This is a genomic window from Pedobacter gandavensis (assembly GCF_032678465.1).
GTDB lineage: Bacteria > Bacteroidota > Bacteroidia > Sphingobacteriales > Sphingobacteriaceae > Pedobacter > Pedobacter gandavensis_B.
Genome location: NZ_JAVTSK010000004.1, coordinates 132142 through 152099 on the forward strand (window position 1 = coordinate 132142; position 19958 = coordinate 152099).

The following is a 19958-nucleotide window of genomic DNA, read 5'->3' on the forward strand; positions in this document are numbered from 1 at the left end:
ATCAGGAATGGGTTAGCTGATCAACAATTAACTGTTCAACGTGCTTACGCAAAGGTTCCAGTCTGATCTGATCGAGGATATCCGATGCAAATGCTTGTAATAATAATGATTCGGCAGTTTTTAAAGGAATTCCCCTGGCCCTTAAATAGAACAGGGCTTCTTCATCCAACTGACCTACGGTACAGCCATGAGAACATTTTACATCATCCGCAAAGATTTCCAGCTGAGGCTTGGCATTGATGCTGGCGCGCTCAGATAAAATGATATTTTTGCTGGATTGGTAGGCATTTGTTTTTTGTGCATCAGGCCGTACAATAATTCTTCCACTGAAAATTCCTGTAGCTGTATCGTCTGCAATTCCTTTGTAAAGCTGGTTACTGAAACAGTTTGGCTGCTTATTGTCGACCAGCGTATGGTGATCTACATGACAGTTGCCTTTCAAAAGAGAAAGACCGTATAGATGGGTTTCGTTACCCGGAGCATCTAAGATCAGGTTCAGGTTGTTGCGAATCACACCGCCATTCAGGGAAATGGTTAAGGTTTGAACATAACTTCTCCCGATCTGGTGAATTTGTGTACTGCTCACCTGGGACGCATTGATACGATCATTTTGAATTTTGTAATAGGTTAAAAATGCGTCTTCCTCTAATACAATTTCCATTACTTCGTTGTTGAAACTTTCCATACTCCCTACAGTGGTATAGGTTTCTACGAGTTGCAGATTTGTGTTCTCTGCTAAATATACCAGACTACGGGGTTGAGCCAGCGTATTTTCAGTATTGGCATCAGTAATATGATGAATATATACAGGAAAGGAAAGCTGCAGCCCTTTAGGGAGGTATATGAACACGCCAGCCTGTATAAATGCAGTATTTAGGGCATGTAGTCCGTCTTTAAGATATTGACTGCTTTTGCCAAGATGCGCTGCTATGATCTTTTGATAGGGGCCTTTTGCTGCAGTTGCTAAGGGTAAAACGATCAGTTCTTTGTCGGAAGGAACAATTCTTGATAAATGAGCTGCAAATTGCCCATTGATAAAGTAAAGTTCATTCACCAGACCAAAATCAGGTAAATGTAGTGCCTGCAGGAAAATAGGATTTAACTCTTTTTGTAAATGGTCTTTAGAAAAGCGGTAGTCTTTGTCGAACAGGCTGCTGATATTGGTATATTTCCATTCTTCCAGCTTATAGGTAGGTAATCCTGACTGATTAAACATGTCGAAAGCCGCTTTACTGAGCGCCCTGATGTCATCAGCGGAATCAGCATCTGCTAAACTCTCAAATTGATCTTTAAAATAAGCGATGTTAGTCATTATTTTTTCTTTTTGAGGAGGAACCGATGGTTATTTTTCGCTTTCCTCCGTAATGAAATCATATCCTTTTTCTTCAAGTTCAAGGGCCAGTTCCTTGGTTCCGGATTTCACAATACGGCCATTGTACAGTACATGAACATAATCTGGCTGAATGTAATCCAGAAGACGCTGATAATGGGTGATCAATAAAATTGCCCGATGTTCATTTCTCAATTTATTAATGCCATTGGCGACAATACGAAGGGCATCAATGTCCAGTCCTGAATCTGTTTCATCCAAAATCGCGAGTTTTGGTTCCAGCATGGCCATCTGGAATACTTCATTCCGTTTCTTTTCTCCTCCAGAAAAGCCTTCATTAATAGATCGGCTAAGCAAAGATTGGTCAATCTCCACCAGGGCCATCTTTTCTTTCATGATTTTCAAAAAAGCCAATGCATCCAAAGGCTCCTCACCCTGATACTTTCTTTTTTCATTGACTGCAGCTTTAATGAAATTGGTCGTACTTACTCCCGGAATTTCTACCGGATATTGAAATGCCAGAAACAAGCCCTCTCTTGCACGGTCTTCAATAGATAAATCCAATAAGTTTTTATCTAAAAAGGTAACAGTACCTTCAGTCACTTCATATTCTTCTCTTCCTGCAAGGACTGATGCCAGGGTACTTTTTCCTGAGCCATTTGGTCCCATGATGGCATGAACTTCGCCGGCTTTAATGTCCAGATTAATTCCCCTCAGGATCTCATTCCCGTCAATATTTGCATGTATGTTTTTGATAGATAACATCATATTTGAAATTTTATAACATTAGAAATTAGCCTACACTCCCTTCCATACTGATGGCTAGTAATTTTTGCGCCTCAATGGCAAATTCCATAGGAAGCTGGTTCATCACTTCTTTGGCAAAACCGTTGACGATCAATGCCACAGCGGCTTCTGCATCAATTCCCCTCTGGCGACAATAAAAAAGCTGATCTTCTCCGATTTTTGAGGTAGTGGCCTCATGCTCCACAATGGCAGTTTTATTTTTTACTTCTATATAAGGAAAAGTATGTGCGCCACAGCGATCACCCAAAAGCAGAGAATCGCATTGCGAATAATTGCGCGCATGAATTGCCCCTTTAGCTGCACGAACGAGGCCACGGTAACTGTTCTGACTTTGACCTGCGGAAATGCCTTTCGATACAATTCTACTTCTTGTATTTTTTCCAAGATGTATCATCTTTGTCCCTGTATCTGCTTGCTGGTGATGGTTGGTGAATGCTACTGAATAGAATTCCCCGATAGAATGATCTCCTTTCAGGATTACACTAGGGTATTTCCAGGTGATGGCCGAACCAGTTTCTACCTGGGTCCATGAGATTTTTGAATGATCTCCCTGACAAATGCCACGTTTGGTCACAAAATTATAGATTCCTCCATTTCCTTCCTTATCACCTGGATACCAGTTTTGAACGGTAGAGTATTTGATTTCCGCTTTTTTCATGGCGATGAGCTCCACTACTGCGGCGTGCAATTGGTTTTCATCCCTCATTGGTGCAGTACAGCCTTCCAGGTAGCTCACATAACTTCCTTCTTCAGCGATGATCAATGTTCTTTCAAATTGTCCGGAGTTTTCCGCATTAATTCTGAAATATGTAGAAAGTTCCATCGGACAGCGTACGCCTTCAGGAATATAACAGAAAGAGCCATCGGTAAAAACGGCTGCATTTAAAGCCGCAAAGTAATTGTCGGTCATTGGGACTACAGAACCTAAATGTTTCTTTACCAATTCGGGATGCTTTTGAATGGCTTCACTGATGGAGCAGAAAATGACCCCAATTTCAGACAATTGTTCTTTAAAAGAGGTCGCAATGGATACACTATCCATCACTACATCCACTGCTACTCCTGTTAACCGTTTTTGTTCATCTAAAGAAATGCCTAGTTTTTCAAAAGTACGCAACAGCTCCGGATCAACCTCGTCAAGGCTGTTGAGTTGTTCTTTTTGTTTGGGAGCAGCATAGTAAATAATGTCCTGATAATTAATAGGAGGGTGTTTGATGTTGGCCCAATCAGGTTCTACCAACTTTAGCCAATAGGCATAGGCTTTGAGTCGCCAGGCAAGCATCCATTCTGGTTCGTTCTTTTTTTTAGAAATGAGTGCTATAATCTCCTCATTTAACCCTTTTGGGATGGTATCCGTATCAATGTTGGTCACAAAGCCGTACTTGTAGTCATTTAGTGCGGATTGCTCCAACATATCCAAATCTTCATTCATGATATCGGTCTTTTATGTTGTTGTCACAATAACTGTACCTTATAAAGGTAATGCTAAACTATTGTTTGTACAAAAAAGTATAAACAGCTAAATGTAAGATTTTAAGTAGTTTGACTGTTGGTTGTTTAGTTTGATTCTTTAATTTATGAATTGTTTTTAGTTGGGGAAATCAGGTAGGCCTGAAGTGTCGTATGGCTTGTAAATGATCAAAAACAATTTGCTGCTCATAAAAATGCCCCGGAATTATTTGGAAATCCCGGGGCATTTTTATCATTGGTATGGGATTCGTTATTCCTGATCGCCAATCAATACACCTGAAACATTCCAGGAACTGAAACTTGTGCCTTCTGGCTTTCCAAGCGGTATTGCAACTTGTAATTTATGTTTACCTGGTGTCAGGTTTTCCAATGGGATTTCTACGGGAAGTGTAAGTGTTCCCGGGCACCAGTTTGAACGACTTAAATCAGAAGAGGAAAGACCATTTCCAAAATTGCCGGAAGAAGGATTGCTAAAACGGTAGGTTGCACAATCTTCTCTCCATGGAATAAAATGATAGACTCTTTTGCCATCAATAAATAGCTCATTCATTTTTGGAACAAATTCATCTCCTTTACCCCAGCCGCCATGTCCGGTAGTCAGGTACCTTAATCTAAGATTTTTTACACCTTGAGGGACATCAATCATTACAGTTAGGGAGTCTTTATCGAACATAGTCCCATATTCCTGTCCAGCCATCTCCATTAGATTTGTGGTGTTAAAAACAGGCTGGATGAATGATTTCTTTTCTTTCTCTTTTTCACCTTCATAACCAGGGTAGTAGTTCAGGTTCAGGCTAACATTGTGTCCGCCTTTATCATAGTTTCCAATAAATACCCCGATCCAGACTTCTCCCTGAAGTCTTGGTGAAAGTACGGTAATGTCTTGTTTGTAAATTGTAGAGTCAGCCCAGTTGTATCCTTTAATTTTTGCTTGCTCATTAAAGTGTTTCACGCCGAAGGAAGTGAAAAAGCGCATCAATTCTAAAGGCGGCAGGTATTGATCTGTAGCGATTACACCCTGGTATTTTTTACCGTTTTGTGCATTGTAGACTGGTAAAGTTTGTAATCCCTTTTGTAAGGCATCCAGGAAAGAGACCGATTTATCTACAGGAATCATAAAAACAGAACCTGTCCTGTCATATGCATCACCATTAGAATTTTGAATGAGCTCGGCAAATACCGACTGTCCAGGTTTTACAGCCGGAAGCTTAACTTTTTTCAGGATTACAGTGCCACCAGAGAAATGATAAGTGACATTGGCCTGATCAGCAGCCGGGTTTTCAATTTTATTTCCAAAACTGATCTTTTCATTATGGAAGATGTTGACCGTTTGATAGCGGCTTTCGATGATCTGGCGCTGATAAGCCGCTTCATCAAGTAGGGTACCCCATTGTTTCGGCCAGGCTAATTCTTCAGCTTTTACTTTACGGTAATCGATGTTTTTTGCATAGGTCTCCGAATTTCCATTGCGGATGGTTTTTAAAACCAAACCTATTCCCGGAGCGATACTGAGGTCGGGCGTTCCCTTAATCTTCAGGTCGTTGCTGTACCAGATTTCAATGGTATTAGATCGGATAAATACTTTTGCTTTTTTACATGGGATTCCCAGTATGGTATCTATACCAGCAATCAATTCTGCCTTTGCATATTCAGAGAAAGGTTTTTTAAAAGTATAGGTGCTTCCATTGCTATTCAGCACCTGATAGGTAACAGCCTCCTCAAATTGAAGGAATTGTTCTTGCTTTGCCTGACGATCCTGACCAGCGATTCTGGCCTGGCTTCCTTTTATAAAGAGTTTTTTCTCTCCGCCAACTTCTTTACCGTTGCTACGGGATCCGTAAGTAATTACCGCTTCAGTGGCCTGATTGTGTTTTTGTGCAAATGTAGTGGCGCTGATAAGGAGTAGCGCAATACTAAATAAATGAGCTTTCATAGGAGATAAAGCTAAGAATTATTCTGATAGAGGATGGGAGAGCTTTAGAAATTTAGGCAAAAAAAAGCCTCTTTACGAGCTGTAAAGAGGCAATGTACTCAGAGCGGGAATCGAACCCGCACGACTTTTAAGGTCACAGGATTTTAAGTCCTGCGTGTCTACCAGTTCCACCATCTGAGCAGGTGTTAAACCTTTTAATTAGATATCTTCTATCTGGAAGATATTGGAGCGAAAGACGAGATTCGAACTCGCGACCCCGACCTTGGCAAGGTCGTGCTCTACCAACTGAGCTACTTTCGCGTTGATGACGATACGAAGATAGGTATTGTTTTGACTTTTTTATACTCCTGTCTGAAGATTTTAGCGAATGCGCTGGATTTCAAGTAGAAAAAAAACAAATAATTTTTTACAGCAGCTGTTTTTATTTGAAAATAGCGGTTTTATACCTTCTAACTGAGTTTTTGTTAGCCTGACTGTGCTTGTTTTCTTTCAAAAAATAGATACCGATTATCAAATATTAGTAGAACTTCACATTTTAAGGTTGAAATTTTGGAACTGGGTATGCAAAAATTGATGAAACCTGAAGAGTTTTAATTTTCAATCATGATAGGAAGTGGGAAAGACTCTTAAGTTGCTTTCAGATTTGCAACTCTTGATTTTTTGAATGATTTCAGGCTAAAAACAGAAAAGCCTTCCGAATGGAAGGCTTTTGAGCGAAAGACGAGATTCGAACTCGCGACCCCGACCTTGGCAAGGTCGTGCTCTACCAACTGAGCTACTTTCGCTGTTAACGTGCCACGAAGATAGGGATAGTTTTCATTTTTCCAGCATGTCTTTTTTATAAAAAATCGAAGAAGCTGGAATTCAAGGATTAAAATTTTAAATGAAAGCTGATCGGGTATCAGTTTTTGATCTTTCCTTTATTTAGCAGCAGTTCTAAATGCAATGAGGTATGCACTTATCGGACTGAAATTGGTATTCATAAATCGTTCAGTTAAGAGCAATTCATAATCTTTTCCAGGTAAAAGCGCGACTTCAATAGTGATAGACCTGCCATCTTCAGAGAATCCAAGAACATTTTGAACACGTAATACCTTATCTCTTCCTGCTGAAGGCCCAAAATCAAACCCCCGACTTTCTTTATACATTGGCATGGAAAATTCAATAGTCAGCTGCGTGATGGAAGGATTAACTCCCTCAGTATGGTTTTTCAACTGCTTGATGCCAATCACCCTGGGAATATTGCGGTTGTATTCCTCACGGAGGTTTTGTACAGATTCTGGAAAGTATCCGGATTGATCCACAAATTTTGCCAATGCAGTGCTATCGTTGTAATCCAATTCTATCATTTCCTTTATCGCCAGTTTTTTATTACTTGCTTTTTCATAGTATTGCTCACAAATCGCATAGCCCACATAGTATCCTAAGTCACGTATTCCAAATTGATTTTTTGTATTGTTATATAACCAGAAACCAGTAGAAGGGTTGAACATCTGTAAAGAGAAGACTGCCTTTATTTTTCCTTCATTGGCTTTCCCGTAAGCTATCGCTGGGGATGGAGAGGGTTTTCCTGTTGCTTTTACCGCCAGGAACTCTGCCACACCTTCCATGGTGCATTGTGCAAGCAGGTTGTCTGCAATCGTAGTTTTCTGTTGGGTGTGTACATATTCATGAACATTTAAAAAACCAATGTCCTGGATGGGATTGCTGTCGAAGAAAGATTTCAGGTGGCGGTATTCCGAAGGAAATTCTTTTGTCTCCGTATGTTGATCTGCCATCGCCAGTTCAGCGCCAATCAGTACTTTTCCATTTAATATAGTTCCATTGGTTCTCAATGCACCAATCGTAAAATAAACATCTGCCGGTTTGAGTTCAGGATATAATTTTCTCATTTTGGCGACATCTTTAGCAATTACTTTCGCATATTCTTTTGCCTTTAAAGTGTTTTTTCTAACAGAATTCCAAAATAGGGGATACCTGTTGATGGCATCAATATAAGATTTAGCGGTATAGTCCCGGGCTTCCATAATGGCTTTTAAGCCAGGAGTTCCTTTTTTCAGATAGAATTGATTCAGATAATTGTATTGAGCAGCACTGTCCTTGCTACTACTGATTTTATCATAAGCCAGCCAGAAATTGTCGATGTCAGTTGTGATAAAAGCAGGAGTTTTTTTCTGTGCAAATAATATGGTGGAGCAACAGGAAAACAAGATAAATAGCGGGCCTAAGATTTTCATAACCTAAAGGACGCAGTCTTTTTTGAAATGTTTCACATTTTGTAAAAAAAAAGCCTCTCTACTTTCGTAAAGAGGCTTTGTACTCAGAGCGGGAATCGAACCCGCACGACTTTTAAGGTCACAGGATTTTAAGTCCTGCGTGTCTACCAGTTCCACCATCTGAGCAGGTGTTAAACCTGTGGTAAATAGCTTCAAAATTCTGAAGTTATTTAGAGCGAAAGACGAGATTCGAACTCGCGACCCCGACCTTGGCAAGGTCGTGCTCTACCAACTGAGCTACTTTCGCATGGATTTTATTTAAACATCATCCGATGTTTCCAAGTTCTTAAAGTGTATTTCGTAATACCCTTTGTTTCGTTTGGGAATGCAAATATAGGGACTTTTATTTATCCGTCAAGTTTTTTTTATAAATAATTTTAGTGGTTAGTGTAAGTTGTTGTCTTTCAATACTTCAATCACTAAATTATTTTCAAAACCCTTTGTCATGAGATAGGTGATGAGCTTATTTCGCCTTTTATAAGGATCTGTTTCTTTGATTAAATTCGACTTTTTCTCCGCAGAAATCAATATTGCCTTCAGGTAATCATCATAATCAATCGTGTTCAGCGCTTTTAAAATCATTTTCTCAGGGACCTTTTTTAATTTAAGGGCCTGCTTGATTTTAATTTTACCCCATTTTTTGATGTTAAACTTACCGGAAACATAAGCCTGAGCAAATCTCTCTTCGTTTAAATAGTTGGTGTTGATCAGTTCAGAAATGTTCTCTTCCACTTCATCTGGTCTTAATCCCCATTCATATAGCTTATCCCTGACCTCTTGTTGTGCACGTTCCTGGTAGGCACAATAATGTTCAGCTTTGAATAAAGCTGTTTTCTGATCGTACTTTACGGTTTTTTTATCTGAATTTTCCAATGTTACAATATTACACAATCGTTGCCGACGGAATTTAAAATCTTTGTACATATTAGAATATTGACGTTTTTCATACAAACAGTTACTATTAGTACCAGAACAACAGCTCATCTAATTGATCAAAAAAACACAGGTTAAGGAGGGTTATCGCTACAAATCTTTTAATTTTGAAACCATGAGCAGTACTACCTATTCCATCGGCCATTTTGCAACACTTCTTCATGCAAAAGCTTTTGTTCCTCAACCAGAATTGATCATTACCAGATTAGTGATTGACAGCAGAACAGTGATTGATCCCGAAAGTTCTTTATTCTTTGCCTTAAAGGCGAAACGTGATGGTCATGAGTTTTTAAAGGATGCTTACGATAATGGTATCCGAAGTTTTGTGATCAGTGAGGAACAATATTTAAATGCTTTTCCTGATGCAAATATGCTATTGGTTGAAAATGTGAGTCAGGCTTTACAGACCCTGGCCATTGTTCACCGGAATCAATTCGATTTAAAAGTATTGGCTATTACGGGTAGCAATGGAAAAACGGTAGTCAAAGAATGGCTTTACCAACTTTTGGCTGCAGACTTTAATATCATCCGCAGTCCTAAAAGTTTCAATTCTCAGATAGGAGTACCCTTGTCGGTCTGGAATATCCAGCGCGAACATACCATGGGGATTTTTGAAGCCGGAATCTCCAAAGAAAATGAAATGGAAGCACTTCAGTCCATCATTCAACCAACAATTGGAATTTTAACGAATATAGGTGAAGCTCATGCCGAAGGTTTTCCTTCAGTGAAAGCAAAATTATTGGAAAAATTAAAGCTCTTTAAAGATACTGAACTCTTCATTTATTCTCCGGAGTACACGAATGGAATCCCAACTAAGGATTTACCCGGACAAAGTAAGTTCTCCTGGAGTTTAACGCAGAAAGCGGATCTTCAGGTCTCTTTTATAGAACCCATAGAAGATAAGACTTATATCAGGGCAATATATAAAGGAACGGAAATAGAATGCCTGATCCCTTTCAGCGACAGAGCTTCTGTAGAAAATGGAATCATCTGCTGGGCAACTTTACTTTCTTTAGGTTATTCAGCAGAAGTGGCAGATGCCCGTCTTGAAAAGTTAAATAAGGTAGGGATGAGGCTGGAGATGAAGAACGGCATCAACCAATGTTCTGTAATAGATGATTCTTATGTCGCAGATATTCCTTCTCTCGCCATTGCCCTGGACTTTCTGAACCTTCAGAATCAACACCCTAAGAAAACATTAATTCTGTCTGATCTACAGGAAACCGGTAAAAAGGAATCCCTGCTTTATGCGGAAATTGCAGATCTGTTAAAGCAGAAGAACCTGCATAGATTGATTGGTATTGGCCCAAATATCTCTTCTATGGCTTCCTTGTTTGACCTGGAAACCTCATTCTATGAAAGTACACAAGATTTTATAGACCATTTCCCGGCTATTCATTTCTATGATGAAACCATATTGGTAAAGGGAGCAAGGAAATTTGAATTTGAGCGAATCAGTAAAATGATTACCCAAAAAGTGCATGATACGGTCCTGGAAATCGACCTGAATGCCCTGGCGGAGAACCTGCAGTTTTACCGCAATAAACTGAAACCAGGTGTTAAAATTATGGCCATGGTGAAAGCGTTTTCCTATGGAAGCGGAAGCTTTGAAATTGCCAACGTATTGCAATACCATAAAGTGGATTACCTGGCAGTGGCTTATACAGATGAAGGGGTAGCTTTGAGAAAAGGAGGGATTACTTTGCCGATTATGGTGATGAGTCCGGAGCCTTCTGCCTTTGATGCGATTGTTAAATATAAGTTAGAGCCGGAAATTTATAACCTCGATATTCTGAATGGCTTTATTAAATTTCTTCCGGAGGGCGCTGTTGATTATCCGATTCACCTTAAAATTGATACTGGAATGCACCGACTCGGTTTCGAAGAAACTGACCTTACTGATTTACTTGAAACCATTCAAAATAGTAAAAAGGTAAAAGTAGTTTCGGCATTTTCTCATTTGGTAGGAAGTGATGAAATTCAGCATGATGAATTTACTCAGTATCAAATTCAAAGGTTTAAGTCATTTGCGAAAAACATTGAAGATGGGCTCAATTATAAGTTTATCTGGCACATTTCAAATACCTCAGGTATCTCCCGTCATCCGGAAGCGCAACTGGACATGGTGCGTCTGGGCATTGGTTTATATGGTCATGATGGTGGTTTGAACCAGAATAAAGGATTGCAAACTGTGGCAGTATTAAAAACTACCGTTACGCAGGTAAAAGAAATTAAAGCAAATGAGACTGTTGGTTATAGCAGAAAAGGACTTTTACCGAATGGAGGGACCATTGCAACAGTTAAAATTGGTTACGCTGATGGTTATACCAGAAGGTTTGGTAATGGGGTAGGGAAAATGTTGCTGAATGGTCAGCTGGTGCCAACTGTTGGGGTTATTTGTATGGATATGTGCATGCTCGATGTGACCGGACTGGAGGTGAAAACTGGCGACGAAGTGATCCTGTTTAATGGAAAGCTGACGATAGCAATGCTTGCTGAACAGATTGGAACCATTCCTTATGAGATTTTAACGAATATTTCACAAAGGGTGAAACGGATTTATTTTTATGAGTAGTTTTGCAGCATGAACAGAATCGGTAGAGCCTTATTAAGATATATTATCAAAGGACTCTTAATTGTATTGCCTATAGCGCTAAGTATTTTTATTGTGATTGTAGCGGTAACCACGGTCGACAGCTGGTTAAACGTAAACAATATTTTGGGTGTGGATCCTCAAACCGGAGCGAGTAGGAATATCCCTGGTCTGGGTTTGGCATTGGTGGTAGCCATTACATTAGTTGCTGGTATTTTCGTGACCAATTTTGTAACTGAACCCATGTATAACTGGTTTGCCAGAATACTGGACAGACTGCCTATTCTTAAATTTATCTATTCTTCTATCAAAGACCTGACAGAAGCCTTTGTTGGAGATGAAAAGAAATTCAATAATCCGGTACTGGTAGAAGTAGAAGGCGATTTAAAACGAATCGGATTCTTAACACAAAGTGATTTGAGCAACATTGGTCTACCAGGAGAATCTATTGTGTATTTTCCATTTTCCTATTCTTTCGCGGGACAAGTTTATGTGGTGAAAAATGAGAAAATCAAGCCTTTAAATATGACTGCAGCTGAGGCTATGAAATTGGTGGTTTCGGGTGGAGTGAGTCATATCTGATATATTAAATGAATTATTCAGCCGGAAATAAGTTTCGGTTGTAAATAACAAAAAGATAGTTGTGAGCCCGACATTTAAATCTTTTGCTCTTCGGCTAAAGATGTGAGGAGGGGAGCAACTATCTTTTTTTATTTAAGTTCTGATCGAAATACGAAGTATATCAATTAGAAGTTTGGTTTCAAGACATACTTGTCGTAGAATCTGAAAATATGCTCTGCAGCTTCTTCTGCGGTATCTACCAACCTAAACAGATTCAAATCCTCCGCATGAATGTTATGTTCTTTGTTCAGCATCGTGGAGGTAATCCAGTCTACCAAACCACCCCAGTATTCTTTTCCTACCAAAACAATTGGGAATCTGGCAATTTTGCCAGTCTGAATCAAGGTGATCGCCTCAAAAAGCTCATCCATTGTTCCCATTCCACCTGGTAAAACAACAAATCCTTGAGAGTACTTCATGAACATGACTTTCCTGATGAAGAAGTAATCAAATTCCAGTAATTTATTGTGGTCAATGTACTTATTGTGAAACTGCTCAAATGGAAGGTCAATGTTCAATCCTACAGACTTTCCACCATTCATGTGCGCACCTTTATTTCCCGCTTCCATAATTCCGGGACCACCACCAGTGATTACCCCATATCCACGTTCTGTAAGCAATCGCCCACATTCAACCGCAATCTCATAGTATTTATTCGTTTCCGCAGTTCTTGCTGATCCAAAGATGGATACACAAGGACCAATTTTCGCTAATTTCTCAAAGCCGTCTACAAATTCGGCCATGATTTTGAAGATCTGCCAGGAATCCGTAACTTTTATTTCCTGCCAGTTTTTGTTTTCAAATGCGCTTCTAATTTTCTCTTCACTTGTCATTCTATAGGTATTTAAGTCTTAAAATCTTGTTTTTGATGCTGTTTTTTTACTGATCAGTAACAGTCCAATAAAGGTGATCAATCCGTTCACCAGGATCAGTTCTACACTAAAGGTATATCCGCCCAATAAGCTGGCAGAATTGGCATTGAGTAGGTAACAGATGGCTGGCGACAGGATACATACTAAAGGTACTAATTTATCATGAAGTCCTCTTTGCTTCATGAAAAGACCAAAACTGTATAAACCAAGTAATGGGCCATAAGTATAGGAGGCCACCTTAAAGATACCTTTAACGACGGATTCATCATTTAAAGTATTGAAAACGATGATCACAATAAACATTAATAAGGAGAACGCAATGTGTACCAGATGTCTTTTCTTTACTGCGCCAGCTGCATTCGCATTGTCGCCCTTATCCATATGTAGAAAATCTACACAGAATGAGGTGGTTAATGCAGTTAATGCGGAGTCTGTAGTAGCAAAAGTTGCGGCAGTTAAGCCCAGCATAAAAACGATTGCAGGTACAATGCTCAAATGATTAAGGGCGATTTCCGGGAAAAGAAAATCTGTTCTTGGTTTCCCTGTGATGTGATCTAAAGGAATTGCGATGCCATTTTTTGTGGCATAGATGTATAGTAAAGCGCCCACACTTAGGAAAAAGATGTTCAGGATGACAAATATTCCTGTGAAAGTAAACATGTTTTTTTGTGCTTCGCCAATGGTTTTCATACTCAGGTTTTTTTGCATCAAATCCTGATCCAAACCGGTCATAGCAATGGTCACAAATACACCACCGATAAACTGTTTGCTGAAATGGAAACCATTCGTCATAAAGTCTTCGTAAAAGAAAATTTTGGAATAACCACTGGTCTTAATCGCCTCAAAAGCCTGAGGGATGTTCATATTCAAACTGCTGCAAATGAAATAGAGGGTTAGAAAAACCGATAATACCAGGAAGAACGTTTGTAAAGTATCCGTAATGATGATGGTTTTTAGTCCGCCTTTAAAAGTATAGGACCAGATTAAAGCCAGAGAAATCAATACCGTTACCCAGAATGGAACACCATAGCTGTCGAAAATAAAGCGCTGCAACACAATGACAACGAGATACAAGCGAAAGGCAGATCCGATAGTTCTGCTGATTAAGAAGATAGATGCTGCGGTTTTATAACTGTAAAAGCCTAGTCTCTGTTCAATATAACTATAGATGGAGGTGAGCTTCATCCGATAATATAGCGGGAGCAATACAGTCGCGATAATGATAAAACCAACTGCATTTCCCAGTACAAACTGAAAATATTGGAACTGATTACCAGAAGGGGAACCAACTTCTCCTGGAACGGAAATAAATGTAACACCAGATAAGGCAGTCCCAATCATTCCAAAGGCAACCAAATACCATTTTGAGTTCCTGTTCGCTATAAAAAAGGTGGCATTGTCTGAAGATTTCTTGGAAGTAGCAAAAGCAATGATGATCAATAGGAGGAAGTAACCAATTAAAAAAGACAAAAGTATAGCTGGGCTCATAGTATGTTTTTAGCAGCTAAATGTAAGAAAATCAAATTTTAAAAATCAAATAACGGAAGATAAATCTAAATTTGTAAAATGAACTTTTCCTCTAAGCTTCTTGAAGACGCTGTCAACGAATTTTCAAAGTTACCGGGAGTCGGACAAAAGACCGCATTACGCTTGGTTTTACACCTGTTAAACAAGGAACAGGAAGAGGTTTCGAATTTCGGAAACGCCATTATTAAACTTAGACAAGAGATCAAACATTGTGCGGTTTGTCATAATATTTCAGACCATTTACATTGTGAAATCTGTACGGCTAATAAGCGTGATAAGGAAATTATTTGCGTGGTTGAGGACACCAGAGATGTGATGGCCGTAGAAAATACGGGTCAATATTTCGGCGTCTATCATGTATTGGGAGGCTTAATCTCTCCGATGGATGGCATTGGTCCGGCAGATCTTTTTATTGATTCTTTAGTGCAACGTGTGGCCACAAGTCCGGTTAAGGAAGTGATCCTGGCATTGAGCGCTACGATGGAAGGGGATACCACGCTTTTCTATCTTTATAAACGTCTGAAAGATTTTCAAATACCGATCACAGCAATTGCACGTGGAATTGCTTTTGGTGGTGAACTGGAATATGCAGACGAAATAACTTTGGGACGCTCTATCGTTACCAGAGTCCCTTATGAAAACTCATTAATCAAATAATCAGCATGGATTTTAAGAATAAAGTAGTCATCATTACCGGTGCATCATCAGGTATAGGGAAATCCTGTGCCGAAGAATTCGCAAAACGTGGTGCAAATCTGGTGCTTGCTGCCCGACAATATGTGACCCTTTGTGAAATAACTGCAGCATTAGAACAAAAATATGGCATTCGTGCAGTGGCAGTTCAAGCTGATGTGAGCAAGGAAAAGGACTGTGAGGAGCTGACTAAGCAAGCCATGCTAAGTTTTGGTAAAATCGACGTGCTGGTTAATAATGCCGGACTATCGATGCGTGCTTTGTTCAATGATCTTGATCTTTCTGTCCTGAAAAACCTGATGGATGTGAACTTTTGGGGTACCGTATATTGCACAAAATATGCTTTACCTGAAATTTTGAAAACCAAAGGCAGTGTAATTGGCGTATCTTCTATTGCAGGTTACCGCGGGTTGCCCGGACGTACCGGATATTCGGCCTCTAAATTTGCCATGAACGGATTTATGGAAGCATTAAGAACAGAGCTGTTAAAGACAGGAGTACATGTAATGGTGGCTTGTCCTGGTTTTACGGCCTCAAATATCCGTGTTACGGCATTGGCAAAAGATGGTCTTGCACATGGGGAAACCAGTATGGAAGAAGGTAAAATGATGACTTCAGATGAGGTTGCGCATCGGATTGTAAATGGTATTGCAGCCAGAAAACGTACATTGATCATGACAGGACAAGGGAAATTAACGGTATGGATCAATAAACTGTTGCCTGCACTGGCGGATAAATTGGTGTTCAATCATTTTACCAAAGAGAAGAACGCGCTGATTAAATAAAAAAGAGGGATAATGAAAACCAGGTTGTTATTTATGATACTTGCTTTTGTTGGACAAATATTTACTACTGCTGCCCAGATCAGGCTGGCTAAAAATATCGATTACGGTAAGGAGCAAGGCAAGGTCAGCAACCAGTTAAATATTTATTATCCGGAAGATACCCTCGCTAAAAAGGGAGTGATCATTTTTATTCATGGAGGTTCCTGGTCTGGAGGTAAAAAAGAAACTTATTGGTGGCTGGGTAGAAATCTGGCCCGTAAGGGACTGGTAGCAGTGATGATCAATTACGGTTTAGCTCCAAATCAGCAATATGCGCAAATGGCTGGGGATTGTGCAACGGCGGTTAACTGGGTATCCCAGCACATCGCTGCTTATGGGGGGAATCCGGAACGGATATTCCTGATGGGGCATTCGGCAGGAGGCCACCTTTCAGAGCTGATCAATGCAGATCCTCAATACCTGGAAAAAGCGGGCTTTAAAGGGAAAATCAGCGGGGTCATTTTAAATGACGCTTTCGGCCTGGATATGAACGAGTATTTGAGCAAAGCCGAGAAGGACGACAATTACCATAACTTTATTCGCACATTTACAACGGATCCTGAAACATGGACCAAGGGATCACCATTAAACTATGTGGAACACATCAGGAATCCTCATTTGATTTTTTATGGTGAAAAAACCTACCCGGCTATACAATTACAATCAGAACGTATCCAGAAAGAGCTGACAAGGCAGCAGGTGCCCAGTACACTAACGGTGATTAAGGGAAAAAAACATGTAGGCATGATTAGCCAGATGATCTTTGGAAACAACCAGCTGTACCAAAAGATCCTGGATTTCGTGGCGCAATATTAATCCCATGTCTAAAATTTCATTTGGCTAACTAAATGAAAATTATCAATTTTTGCTAATTCTGCTGGATTAGGGTCTTAATTGTTTAATATTTTAAGAAAAATTTTGCAAATAATAAAAACTATTCCATCTTTGCTTCAGATGATACAAACAAACGGACTTAATCTTTGGTGGTGGCACAACGCAATAGCGTAGTGTAACCCCCTATTTGAACGTTTTATTTACATAAAAATATTTTGAGGGTTGCTTTTTAAGCAACCTTTTTTGTTTTATACCCATGAAGAAAATACTTAATCACTTATTTGAAAATAAGACCTTCAGCAGAGCTGAGGCACAAAGAATACTGACTGCTATTGCTTTAGGTGAGTTCAATACTTCGCAAATTGCAGCCTTTATCACTGCTTACGGGATGCGTAACATTACTGTTGAAGAACTACAGGGATTTAGAGATGCGATGCTGGACTTATGTGTAAAGCTCGACTTTTCAGATTTTGAACTGGTGGACCTTTGTGGTACTGGTGGTGATGGGAAAGATACCTTCAACATCTCTACACTGGCTTCTTTTGTGGTGGCAGGAACCGGAAATAAGGTAGCAAAACATGGTAATTATGGTGTTTCTTCCGGCTGCGGTTCTTCCAATGTTATTGAATACCTGGGTTATCAGTTTACAAGCGATGCCGATACCTTAAAGAGAAACCTTGATACTTCAGGAATCTGCTTTATCCATGCGCCATTGTTTAACCCAGCGATGAAAACTGTAGCACCTATTCGTAAAGAATTAGGAGTGAAAACATTCTTCAATATGTTGGGTCCAATGTGTAATCCGGCACAGCCGAAAAATCAATTGGTAGGCGTATTTAGTCTGGAACTTGCCCGTTTATATGCCTATTTATATCAGGATACCGATAAAAACTATACGATTCTTCATGCTGTAAATGGCTTTGATGAGGTTTCCCTGACCTGCGACTATAAAGTATTCAGTAAAAAAGGAGAAGCATTGGTTAAGGTTTCAGATATCGGTTTTGAAGAGATGGATGAGTCGCTCATCAAAGGCGGCGATACGGTTGCCTCTTCTGCAGAAATCTTTATGAAGGTTTTAAATGGAGAGGGAACAGATGCACAGCATAATGTAGTGCTTTGTAATGCGGCATTGGCCTTGCAAACTATAGATGACACCAAATCTTTTGCCGATTGCTTCTATGAAGCAGAAGAATCTTTGTTTAGCAAAAACGCATTGAAACGCTTTAAAAGTCTGATTGGGTAATGAGTTATCCGCTATTGAAAATATGTGGGATGCTGCATCCCGAAAACATCAGCGAAGTGGCCGCTTTACAACCCCACTACCTGGGCTTTATCTTTTTTAAAGGATCTAAACGTTATGCAGGAGCAGTTTCGCCGGAAGTTTTGGCCAACCTACCTGAAAACATAAAGAAAACAGGTGTCTTTGTAAATGAAACGCAGGATATGGTACTGGAGCTCTTGAATAAGTATCATTTAAATGCTTTGCAACTACATGGCGCTGAATCTCCTGAGTATTGTGAGGAACTGAAATTAAGCTTAAACAGGGAGAATGCCGGAAACGTCCAATTGATTAAAGCATTTGGGCTAAGTGATGACTTTGACTTTGATCAATTGAACGCTTATGTTGGCCTGGTTGATTATTTTTTATTCGACACACAAAGCCCGGATCATGGTGGTTCTGGCAGGCAGTTCAACTGGCAAATTCTGGATAAATATACTTTAAATGTTCCCTATTTTTTAAGTGGTGGTATTGGTGTAGAAAGCGCAGAATTGTTAAATGGAATGAAAGACCAAAGGCTATTTGCCATTGATGTCAATAGTAAATTTGAAATAGAACCTGGTTTAAAAGACCTGAGTAAATTGAAAGCATTTATCAGTAAACTATCCTAAACTTTGATTAAAGGATCTAGATTTAAATTAATGAAATCCTGGAAACGAAGCGAGAATAATAACATTAGAATAAAACAGAAAGATCTTGATTTAGAGTCTTGTTTTATGGAGAATAAACAAACCTGAAAACAATCTGATCAAGATCAATAAAAGAAATAAGAACAAGATTATGAACTATTTTGTAAACGAAAAGGGATACTTTGGAGATTTTGGAGGCGCATATATCCCTGAAATGTTGTTTCCTAACGTAGAAGAGTTAAGGACCAAATACCTGGAAATTATCGCTGATGAAGGCTTTCAAAAGGAGTTTCATCAATTGTTAAAGGATTATGTGGGCAGACCTTCCCCATTGTATCTGGCTAAGCGCTTATCTGCAAAGTATGGAACCAATATCTTTTTGAAAAGAGAAGATTTGAACCATACAGGAGCACATAAAATCAACAATACCATTGGTCAGATTTTAATGGCAGAACGTTTAGGTAAAAAACGTATCATCGCAGAAACCGGTGCCGGACAACACGGTGTAGCTACCGCTACGGTATGTGCTTTACGTGGTTTGGAATGTGTGGTTTATATGGGCGAAATTGACATCCAGCGTCAGGCTCCAAATGTGGCCAGAATGAAAATGCTGGGGGCTACTGTGGTTCCGGCAACTTCCGGTAGTAAAACATTGAAAGATGCAACCAATGAGGCGATGCGCGACTGGATCAACAATCCGGTAGATACCCATTATATCATTGGTTCTGTAGTAGGGCCACATCCTTATCCGGATATGGTGGCTACTTTCCAATCCATCATTTCTGAAGAAACAAAAAAACAATTATTGGCGCAGACAGGGAATGATCAACCAGATTATGTATTGGCTTGCGTAGGTGGTGGAAGTAATGCTATGGGCATGTTCTATCATTTTATCAATGATGAGAATGTAAAACTGATTGCAATTGAAGCGGCTGGTATGGGCGTAGATAGCGGACATTCTGCTGCAACTACCGCACTAGGTAAAGAAGGTGTATTGCATGGCAGTAGAAGTATTCTGATGCAAACTGAAGACGGACAGGTGATTGAGCCTTATTCCGTATCAGCAGGTTTGGATTATCCGGGTGTTGGCCCTCAGCATGCACATTTGTTTAAAACAAAAAGGGGGCAGTATGTTTCTGTAACGGATGATGAAGCTTTACAGGCTGGCCTGTTACTGACGCAATTGGAAGGAATTATCCCTGCAATTGAAAGTGCACATGCCCTGGCATATTTAGAGAAAATGGAGTTTACAGGTAAGGAAAATGTAGTAGTTTGTTTGTCCGGCAGGGGAGATAAAGACATGGATACCTATATGAAGTATTTTGGTTTATAAAAAG

At 39.7% G+C, this 19958-nt stretch carries 16 protein-coding genes and 5 tRNA genes; 8 read left to right on the forward strand and 13 right to left on the reverse strand.

Annotated elements, in window-relative coordinates:
* Position 1: 1 nt before the first annotated feature.
* The 11 genes from sufD to R2Q94_RS09225 form a co-directional block, all read right to left on the reverse strand.
* Positions 2-1312 (reverse strand): Fe-S cluster assembly protein SufD, encoded by a 1311-nt coding sequence (gene sufD, locus R2Q94_RS09175; protein ID WP_316821162.1) that lies wholly within the window; start codon positions 1310-1312, stop codon positions 2-4.
* A 30-nt stretch (positions 1313-1342) separates the two neighbouring features.
* Positions 1343-2095, reverse strand: a complete 753-nt coding sequence (gene sufC, locus R2Q94_RS09180; RefSeq protein WP_316821381.1) for a Fe-S cluster assembly ATPase SufC — start codon at positions 2093-2095, stop codon at positions 1343-1345.
* A 28-nt stretch (positions 2096-2123) separates the two neighbouring features.
* Entirely contained in the window at positions 2124-3569 is a 1446-nt protein-coding gene (gene sufB, locus R2Q94_RS09185) for a Fe-S cluster assembly protein SufB (protein ID WP_316821163.1), read from the reverse strand.
* Between the two features lie 288 nt (positions 3570-3857).
* Positions 3858-5540: a PNGase F N-terminal domain-containing protein gene (locus R2Q94_RS09190; RefSeq protein ID WP_316821164.1), complete on the reverse strand. Its 1683-nt coding sequence runs from the start codon at positions 5538-5540 to the stop codon at positions 3858-3860.
* Positions 5541-5635: 95 nt separating this feature from the next.
* A tRNA-Leu gene (locus R2Q94_RS09195) sits at positions 5636-5720 on the reverse strand.
* Positions 5721-5764: 44 nt separating this feature from the next.
* A tRNA-Gly gene (locus R2Q94_RS09200) sits at positions 5765-5840 on the reverse strand.
* Positions 5841-6252: 412 nt separating this feature from the next.
* Positions 6253-6325: transfer RNA gene (locus R2Q94_RS09205), tRNA-Gly, on the reverse strand.
* Positions 6326-6460: 135 nt separating this feature from the next.
* Entirely contained in the window at positions 6461-7777 is a 1317-nt protein-coding gene (locus R2Q94_RS09210) for a hypothetical protein (protein WP_316821165.1), read from the reverse strand.
* An 80-nt stretch (positions 7778-7857) separates the two neighbouring features.
* Positions 7858-7942 (reverse strand) — tRNA-Leu (locus R2Q94_RS09215).
* Between the two features lie 48 nt (positions 7943-7990).
* Positions 7991-8063: transfer RNA gene (locus tag R2Q94_RS09220), tRNA-Gly, on the reverse strand.
* A 137-nt stretch (positions 8064-8200) separates the two neighbouring features.
* Positions 8201-8740: a regulatory protein RecX gene (locus R2Q94_RS09225; protein ID WP_316821166.1), complete on the reverse strand. Its 540-nt coding sequence runs from the start codon at positions 8738-8740 to the stop codon at positions 8201-8203.
* A gap of 124 nt (positions 8741-8864) precedes the next feature.
* Here R2Q94_RS09225 and R2Q94_RS09230 point away from each other — a divergent pair, with 124 nt between their 5' ends.
* Positions 8865-11324 (forward strand): bifunctional UDP-N-acetylmuramoyl-tripeptide:D-alanyl-D-alanine ligase/alanine racemase, encoded by a 2460-nt coding sequence (locus R2Q94_RS09230; protein WP_316821167.1) that lies wholly within the window; start codon positions 8865-8867, stop codon positions 11322-11324.
* Positions 11325-11333: 9 nt separating this feature from the next.
* Positions 11334-11924 (forward strand): DUF502 domain-containing protein, encoded by a 591-nt coding sequence (locus tag R2Q94_RS09235; protein ID WP_316821168.1) that lies wholly within the window; start codon positions 11334-11336, stop codon positions 11922-11924.
* A 164-nt stretch (positions 11925-12088) separates the two neighbouring features.
* Here the strand turns inward: R2Q94_RS09235 and R2Q94_RS09240 are convergent, their stop codons facing one another.
* Both R2Q94_RS09240 and R2Q94_RS09245 read right to left on the reverse strand, forming a co-directional pair.
* Positions 12089-12796 (reverse strand): TIGR00730 family Rossman fold protein, encoded by a 708-nt coding sequence (locus R2Q94_RS09240; RefSeq protein ID WP_062547368.1) that lies wholly within the window; start codon positions 12794-12796, stop codon positions 12089-12091.
* 18 nt (positions 12797-12814) lie between these two features.
* Complete coding sequence (locus R2Q94_RS09245) at positions 12815-14323, reverse strand: sodium:solute symporter (RefSeq protein ID WP_316821169.1); 1509 nt, start codon at positions 14321-14323, stop codon at positions 12815-12817.
* A 78-nt stretch (positions 14324-14401) separates the two neighbouring features.
* Between R2Q94_RS09245 and recR the strand changes: the two genes are divergently transcribed.
* From recR to trpB, 6 genes are all read left to right on the forward strand, one after another.
* A complete protein-coding gene (gene recR / locus R2Q94_RS09250) occupies positions 14402-15019 on the forward strand; it encodes a recombination mediator RecR (RefSeq protein WP_316821170.1) in 618 nt (205 codons plus the stop codon).
* 5 nt (positions 15020-15024) lie between these two features.
* On the forward strand, positions 15025-15840 hold the full coding sequence (locus tag R2Q94_RS09255) for an SDR family oxidoreductase (protein WP_316821171.1): 816 nt from the start codon (positions 15025-15027) through the stop codon (positions 15838-15840).
* Positions 15841-15852: 12 nt separating this feature from the next.
* Entirely contained in the window at positions 15853-16695 is an 843-nt protein-coding gene (locus R2Q94_RS09260; RefSeq protein WP_316821172.1) for an alpha/beta hydrolase, read from the forward strand.
* Between the two features lie 274 nt (positions 16696-16969).
* Positions 16970-17956, forward strand: a complete 987-nt coding sequence (gene trpD, locus R2Q94_RS09265) for an anthranilate phosphoribosyltransferase (RefSeq protein ID WP_316821173.1) — start codon at positions 16970-16972, stop codon at positions 17954-17956.
* On the forward strand, positions 17956-18603 hold the full coding sequence (locus R2Q94_RS09270; protein ID WP_316821174.1) for a phosphoribosylanthranilate isomerase: 648 nt from the start codon (positions 17956-17958) through the stop codon (positions 18601-18603). The genes trpD and R2Q94_RS09270 overlap by 1 nt, the downstream gene beginning before the upstream one ends.
* A gap of 169 nt (positions 18604-18772) precedes the next feature.
* Positions 18773-19954, forward strand: coding sequence for a tryptophan synthase subunit beta (gene trpB / locus R2Q94_RS09275; RefSeq protein ID WP_316821175.1), 1182 nt, complete (start codon positions 18773-18775; stop codon positions 19952-19954).
* Positions 19955-19958: the final 4 nt, after the last annotated feature.